The organism is Catenulispora rubra (assembly GCF_015356825.1).
GTDB classification, from domain to species: domain Bacteria; phylum Actinomycetota; class Actinomycetes; order Streptomycetales; family Catenulisporaceae; genus Catenulispora; species Catenulispora rubra.
In genome coordinates, this window is record NZ_JAACYW010000433.1 from 1 (window position 1) to 6,971 (window position 6,971).

General features: G+C 69.0%; 6 protein-coding genes and 1 pseudogene. 4 read left to right on the top strand and 3 right to left on the bottom strand.

Translation table 11 applies throughout. The annotated features are described in order from the left end of the window. Positions 1 to 1,998, bottom strand: a 1,998-nt coding sequence (locus GWK61_RS51370; protein ID WP_194921384.1) for a WXG100-like domain-containing protein, incomplete at its 3' end; no start/stop codon positions are given. A 306-nt stretch (positions 1,999 to 2,304) separates the two neighbouring features. Between GWK61_RS51370 and GWK61_RS51375 the strand changes: the two genes are divergently transcribed. Together GWK61_RS51375 and GWK61_RS51380 are read left to right on the top strand one after the other, a co-directional pair. Then, complete coding sequence (locus GWK61_RS51375) at positions 2,305 to 3,453, top strand: D-alanine--D-alanine ligase family protein (protein WP_194921385.1); 1,149 nt, start codon at positions 2,305 to 2,307, stop codon at positions 3,451 to 3,453. A gap of 81 nt (positions 3,454 to 3,534) precedes the next feature. Further along, positions 3,535 to 4,110 (top strand): annotated as a pseudogene (locus GWK61_RS51380) (non-oxidative hydroxyarylic acid decarboxylases subunit B); the annotation flags it as partial. 115 nt (positions 4,111 to 4,225) lie between these two features. Here GWK61_RS51380 and GWK61_RS51385 read toward each other — a convergent pair. Then, complete coding sequence (locus GWK61_RS51385; protein ID WP_369125684.1) at positions 4,226 to 4,630, bottom strand: MarR family winged helix-turn-helix transcriptional regulator; 405 nt, start codon at positions 4,628 to 4,630, stop codon at positions 4,226 to 4,228. Between the two features lie 102 nt (positions 4,631 to 4,732). On the opposite strand from GWK61_RS51385, the gene GWK61_RS51390 reads away from it, so the two are divergent. Both GWK61_RS51390 and GWK61_RS61280 read left to right on the top strand, forming a co-directional pair. After that, entirely contained in the window at positions 4,733 to 6,160 is a 1,428-nt protein-coding gene (locus GWK61_RS51390; protein WP_194921386.1) for a non-oxidative hydroxyarylic acid decarboxylases subunit C, read from the top strand. 111 nt (positions 6,161 to 6,271) lie between these two features. Next, a complete protein-coding gene (locus GWK61_RS61280; RefSeq protein ID WP_267254592.1) occupies positions 6,272 to 6,463 on the top strand; it encodes a non-oxidative hydroxyarylic acid decarboxylases subunit D in 192 nt (63 codons plus the stop codon). A 47-nt stretch (positions 6,464 to 6,510) separates the two neighbouring features. On the opposite strand, the gene GWK61_RS51395 is transcribed toward GWK61_RS61280, so the two are convergent. Then, positions 6,511 to 6,971 (bottom strand): LytR C-terminal domain-containing protein (locus GWK61_RS51395; protein WP_194921388.1); only part of this gene is annotated, 461 nt, incomplete at its 5' end.

Below are 6,971 nucleotides of genomic sequence, written 5' to 3' on the forward strand. Positions count from 1 at the left end.
GTCGGGGCGCAGACCGTGCACCCGGTGGCCGACAAGCAGGTCGTCGCCAGCTACCCCTCGGCGTACGGTGCCGGAACGCCCAGCAGGCCCGGCGTGCCCAGCGGCCACCCCACCATCGCCGTCACCGGGCCCGGCCTCCAGCGTGATGCCCGCGTGCTCCGCCGTCGTGGCGTGCGGCTCGTCGAGGTGCTGGGCCGGGGTGAAGTCGTGGAAGGCCCCCTTGCCCTCGGCCGTGGTCAGCGGCAGGTGGGCGTTGCGGGGGTTGGGGTCGGCGACCAGGGCCATGCCGTCGTGCGAGGTCCAGACCTTCTTCGTCGGCGCCACGACTGGGACGCCCAGCTCGTCGGACAGGTGCTGCGCGAACGCTTGGCCGCCCTCGGGTGTGGCTCCGGTGTCGCAGGCGACGAGCCGGATGCCGTTCTGCTCCACCTGCGGCCAGTCCGGGTGGCTGCGCACCACCTGCGCCAGGGCCTTGGGGCTCAGCTCGTGGTCGCCGACCACTACGCGGCCGACGTCGCCGTGCACCGCGACCGTCAGGCGGCCGCTGCGGTCCGGCAGCAGCTCCAGCGCCGCACGCTCCTGGGGCACCGACGCGGGATCGAGCGCGTCGCGCAGGTGCAGGGTGCGGCCGGAGCCGACGCCGAAGTTCGACAGGAACGAACCGGCGTGCGCCTCGTCGGTGAACGCCTCGATGGGGCGCGCGACGCTCCAGTCGTGGGCATCGCCCGCGGGAGCCGCGAAGCTCCGCGCGACGCGCTCCGGCGGCCGGCTCGGGAGGAACGCGGCGACGGAATCCGAGGTACTGGCAGTATTGAACGCTCGCGAGGGGAGTGGGGAATTCGCAACCGTGTCGGGTGAGGTCGATTGCGAATGTTCGGTGGTAGGGGGAGGAGTGGATTCCAGATGTGTGTTAGATGAGTGCTCGGCGATCGGCGGCGGGCCCTCGACAACGGCGTGCGAGCTCAGCACCTGGTTCGGGTGGGCGTCGACGCCAGCCTCAGCGGGTCCGGACCCGGGGCCGCCATGCGGTTCGGAACTTTCGAGCGCAGGCCGACTCTCCACCACCTCGACCGTCTTCGGACCACCGGTCAACGTCGTCTCGAACCCCGGCAGCCCGTCCTTCTCCTCAACCTTCTTCACCAGCTCACCCAGCTCGTGCAAGCTGCCCAGATCCAGCGCCGGCGGCTCCTTCGGCCGCTCATGCGGACCCTTCGCGCCGAGCACCCCGCCGAACAACCCCGAACTCAGCGCCAGCCCCAGATCCTGATTCCCGCCGAAGACCGCGTTCGACACCACCGCGGACGTCAACCCGGTCGCCGTCGCCGTGATGACCTTCCCCTTGAACGAATTCACCAACTCCGGCGCGATCGCATCCCCGATCTCATGCACCGCCGCGCCGATCCCACCCGAAAGCAGGCCCATTTCCACAGCGCCCACAGTGGACGAGACATCCCAATGGTCGCGGTCCTTCAAAACAAACATCTGAAACGCCTGAACCGCAGCGTCCATCCCCGTCTGAATCGCCGTCGCCGACGCCACCGACGTCACAAACCTCTTCGCGACCTGCGAAACCACCAACCGCCCCACAGCCTCGATCTCCGGCACCAACGCCAACCCGTACACCGTCGGCGCCCACTCGATGATCTGCTCGGCCATCCACGCCAACTGCAACAGAATCATCAACTTCGAATACTGAGTCTGCACCGCAGTCTCATGCGACATATCGCCCATCTGGGCAGTCGTCTCCACCAGCGTCGGCATCGTCGAATTCAACTGCTTCACAAACGACCCGAACTGCTCCGCCGTCGGCCCCGACAAAGCATCCCGCATCCCCGACGCCATCGGCGAAATATCATGATTGATCGCCGTCAACTGCGAATGCGTATCGCGCCACGCGTCACCCAACTCAGAAAGCTGATCCTCATCACCGGCAGGCCACGCCTGACCCACCGCCAAAGCGGCCACCCAGTCCAACTCAGGCGGAATGGAAATACTCACGGGAGCCAGCCTCTTAACGCCGATTGATGCGGATTAACGCCCGATCCGAGCACTTGCAGACGCCGGAGACCCCGGCAGCGCCGACGACACAGCCCGACCCGTGTCATGGAAACACCACAGCCGCACCGGAAGCCAGCGTGCGCACGTCTATTAACAGGCACTTCAACAGCCCGTTTCCCCTAGGACACGCGCCGGCGACCCGCATAAGAGTGGTCGGCTCTTGATGAACCGAACGCCCGATCCCCGCGTAGACCATCCCGGGCTCACGCCCCACCGGCTGTGGTCGATCGTGATTAGGGGGTTCACATGTACGCCACGCCCAAATGCGGCAAAAACCTGCTCCAGGTCGGCGTCTTCTACGGAGGTCCGTCCAGTGAGCACGACGTGTCCTGCGCGTCTGCGAAATCGGTCTTGCGCCACCTGCGCGACGACCGCTACGCGCTGCACGCCATAGGCGTCACCAAAACCGGCGGCTTCATGCTGCTCCCACCCGAGGCCCTGCACGCCGTGCGCGACGCCCCGGCGCCGGAGGTCGCGATCGACGACCGCCTGCCGGTCGCCGGCACCCCGGTCGAGCTCCTGCCGAACCGAGCCGACGGGTCGCTGAGCGTGGTCTCGGCCGGCGAGCCGGGACGCGTCCTGGCCCGCATCGACGTCGCGTTCCCGGTGATGCACGGCGCGTACGGCGAGGACGGCGTCTTCCAAGGCCTGCTGGAGGCATACGGAGTGCGCTACGTCGGCTGCGGCGTAGGCGCCTCGGCGGTCGGCATGGACAAGGTCGCCATGAAGCGGGCCTTCCTGGCCGAGGGCATTCCGGTCGCGCCCTACGTCGTGTTCACCGCTGAAGAGCGGGCCCGCACCCGCAACCTGGACTCCCTGGTCGACGGCCTGCTATGGCCGCTGTTCGTCAAGCCGGCCCGCGGCGGCTCGTCGATCGGCGTGGTCCGGGTCTCGGGGCCGGACGACCTGGCGGGCGCGGTCGAGCAGGCGCTGGCCTGCGACGACACGGTGATCGTCGAGCAGGCCGTGGACAACGCCCGCGAGGTCGACTGCGGCGTGCTGGCCAGCCCCGACGGCGACCTGTGGATCTCGCTGCCCGCCGAGATCGACGTCGACGGCGGCCTGCTCGACTTCCAGCAGAAGTACGAGGCCGTCGACTCCCGGCTCACGGTCCCGGCGGACCTGCCGGAGCCGGTGACGCAGCGCATGCGGGAGCTGGCGGTCGCGGCGTTCGGCGCCGTCGGCGCGTTCGGCCTGGCCCGCGTGGACTTCCTGTGGGACGAGAAGGCCGACGAGCTCTACGTCTGCGAGATCAACACCATGCCGGGCTTCACCGCGCGCTCTTCCTTCGCCCGCGCCTGGGACGCCAGCGGCGTGCCGATGGCGCAGCTGTTGTCCCGGCTGATCGACCAGGCGCTGGTGCGGCCCGTGCGGTTCGGGGTCGAGCGAGGATGAGCCGGCGAGAATAATATGTACACGAACGATTCGTGTGCTAACGTTTCCCGGGAAGCCGCGATCAAGGATTGCGAGGTTCTCATGCGATTGATCGTCGCGATGACCGGGGCGACCGGTGCTCCGTTCGGCGTGCGGTTGCTGGAAGCGCTGCGGACGGTGGAAGGGGTCGAGACCCATCTCGTGCTCTCCCGCTGGGCCCGGACCACCATCGAGTTGGAGACCCCTTACACCGCCCGCGAGGTCACCGAGCTGGCCGATGTGAGCTACGGACCCGGGGACCAGGCGGCCGTGATCGCTTCCGGATCCTTCCGCACCGACGGCATGGTCGTGATCCCGTGCAGCATGAAGACGCTGGCGGGGATCCGGGCCGGCTACGCGGACGACCTCATCGGACGCGCCGCCGACGTCGTGCTCAAGGAGCGCCGCAAGCTCGTCCTGGTGCCACGGGAGACGCCGTTCAGCGAGATCCACCTGGACAACATGCTGGCGCTGTCGCGGATGGGGGTGGTGGTGGCGCCGCCGGTGCCGGCCTTCTACAACCGTCCCGGCAGCGTCGACGACATCATCGACCACGTCGTCGCGCGGGTCCTGGACCAGTTCGACATCGCGGTGCCGTTCGCCCGGCGCTGGAACGGCCTGGCCGACGCCCCGCGCTACAAGGATCCGGTGGTTCCGGCCCGCGCCGCCCCGGCCGGTGCTGGGGTGCCCGGCGAGGCGGCCAGCGAGTTGACCGGCGAGTTGAACGGCGGGTTGAACGGCGCCACTCCGGCGATCAGCCGGCGTCCGTCAACTTGGCCAGCAGTCGCTGAAGCTGGTCACGCTCCCGGGGCGTGAGCCGTTCCAGCAGCTGCGCGTCCACCTCGGCGACCTGAGGGAAGGTCGCCCCGATCTCCTTCTCGCCGGCCGGCGTGAGGTGGATCAGGCGCCGCCGGCGGTCGGTGGGGTCCACGGCCCGCGTGAGCAGCCCGCGATCCTCCAGCCGTTGCAGGATCGCGGCGAGCGTCGCCTTGTCGGTGCCCGCGGCCGTGGACACCGCGGACTGCTCGATGCCGGGCTGCTCGCCGATCGCCCGCAGCACCGCGTACTGGGGCTTGGTCAGATTGGGCAGCGCCTCCTGCCACCGCGCGGCGTGCTCCTGGAGCGCGAGGCGCATCAGATGGAACGTCTTGCTCCGCATCTCAGGGGGCTGGGGGTTCTGCACGCCTTCATATTAGACGGTCCACAAACCGTTCGTGTACATCCGGTTTGTGGGTGAATGGAAACCAAGGGGGAAACCACCATGCCGTACGACGATCTGCGCTCGTATCTGGCCGAACTCAAGCGCCACGGCCAGCTGCTCCACGTCGAGGAGGAAGTCGCCGCCGAGCCGGACCTGGCCGCCGCCGCGAACGCCGTGCCGGCCCTCGCGCCGAACCCGCCGGCCCTGTACTTCGACCGCGTCACCGGCTTCACCGACGCCAGGATCGCGCTGAACGTGCACGGCTCGTGGGCGAACCTGGCCGTGGCGCTCGATCTGCCGCCGTCCACGCCGCCCCGGGAACAGGTCGAGGAGTTCAGCCGCCGCTGGGAGCGCGACTTCCCGGTCGCCCCGGAACGGCGCGAGAACCCGCTGTGGGGCGAGCAGAGCATGGTCGGCGACGACGTCGACCTGTTCAAGGTGCTCCCGCTGTTCCGCCTCAACGACGGCGACGGAGGCTTCTACATCGACAAGGCCGCGGTCGTCTCCCGGGACCCCGACGACGTCGAGGACTTCGACAAGCAGAACGTCGGCATCTACCGCATGCAGGTCAAGGGCCGCAACCGGCTCGGCATCCAGCCCGCGCCGATGCACGACATCGCCGTCCACCTGCGCAAGGCCGAGGAGCGCGGCGAGGACCTGCCGGTGGCGATCGCCATCGGCAACGATCCGGTCATCCCCATCGTCGCGGCCGCACCGCTGGCCTACGACCAGTCCGAGTACCACCTGGCCGGCGCGCTGCGCGGCGCGCCGGCGCCGATCACCGCCGCCCCGCTGACCGGTCTGGACGTGCCGTGGGGGAGCGAGGTCGTGCTCGAAGGCGTCATCGAGGCCCGCATCCGGGAGATCGAGGGCCCGTTCGGCGAGTTCACCGGCCACTACTCCGGCGGCCGGCTGCTCCCGGTGATCCGGATCGACCGGATCTCCCACCGCCGCGACCCCATCTTCGAGTCCTTGTATCTGGGCATGCCGTGGACCGAGATCGACTACCTCACCGCGGCCAACACCTGCGCGCCGCTGTACCGGCAGCTCAAGGCCGACTTCCCGGAGGTGCAGGCGGTCAACGCCATGTACACGCACGGCCTGCTGGCCATCATCTCCACCCGCAAGCGCTACGGCGGCTTCGCCAAGGTGGTCGGCACCCGCGCCATGAGCACCCCGCACGGCCTGGGTTACTGCAAGATCGTGATCGTCGTCGACGAGGACGTCGACCCCTTCGACCTGCCCCGGGTGATGTGGGCGCTGTCGACGAAGGTCAACCCGGCGGGGGACCTGGTGCAGCTGCCGAACTTCCCGATCGTCGGCCTCGACCCCGGCGCCCAGCCCCCGGGCATGACCGACAAGCTGGTCATCGACGCCACCACCCCGGTCGCCCCGGACCAGCGCGGCCACTACAGCCAGCCGGTCACCGACCTGCCCGAGGCGCGGGAGTGGGCGGCGCGGCTGCGGGCGCTGCGCGACGCCGGCTGAACCACGAACCAGTCGATCCGAGCCCGAAACGAGCCCGTTCCGGCCGAGCCCGATCCAAACCCAATCCGGCCGGGCCCGATCCGAGCCCGATCCAAACCCTGGGAGGTCTCAATGTCCTGTCCTCGTTGTACCGCCGCCGCCGAACAGCTGGCATCCTCGCCGGTACCCGGTGTGTGGGAGATCTTGCGGTGCGTGGAGTGTCTGTATATGTGGCGCACCACCGAACCTGCTCGGCGTACTACGCGTGATGCGTACCCTGAGGCCTTCTCGCTCACCAGGAGCCAGACGGACAGCGCAAAGTAAACGGTGCCGCACAGCCTCGCGAGGCTGTGCGGCACCGTCATGACAACTCAGTACACGCAGGGAATCCCGTTCTGCGAACTGGCATCCACCGCGCCGCCGCTGTTCAGGCCGCCGCCGGAGGTGTCCCCGCCGCCCGAGCCGCCGGTGCTGCCGCCGGTCGTTCCACCGGTGGTACCGCCGGTCGAACCGCTCGCCGTGGACCCGCCGGTCGGGGTGCTGCCCTCGGTGAGCTTCGACTGCTTGAAGTCGCTGCCCACGGTGACCACGATGTTGTTCGCCTTCAGCGAGCTGCTGGAGACCGGCACGGTGCCGGTGCCCATCGCGTCGGCGATCTTCTGGGCCTCGGCCTGGCTGCCGGCGCCGTAGCGGATCACGGTGTGCCGGATGTTGCCGCCGTTGCCGGTCTTGGTGACCGGGACGCCGGTCTTGTCCATGATGAAGGACGAGAGCTTCAGCGCCAGCCCCGTGGTGGTGGTGCCGTTCTCGACGGTGATGACGTCCTTCGGCG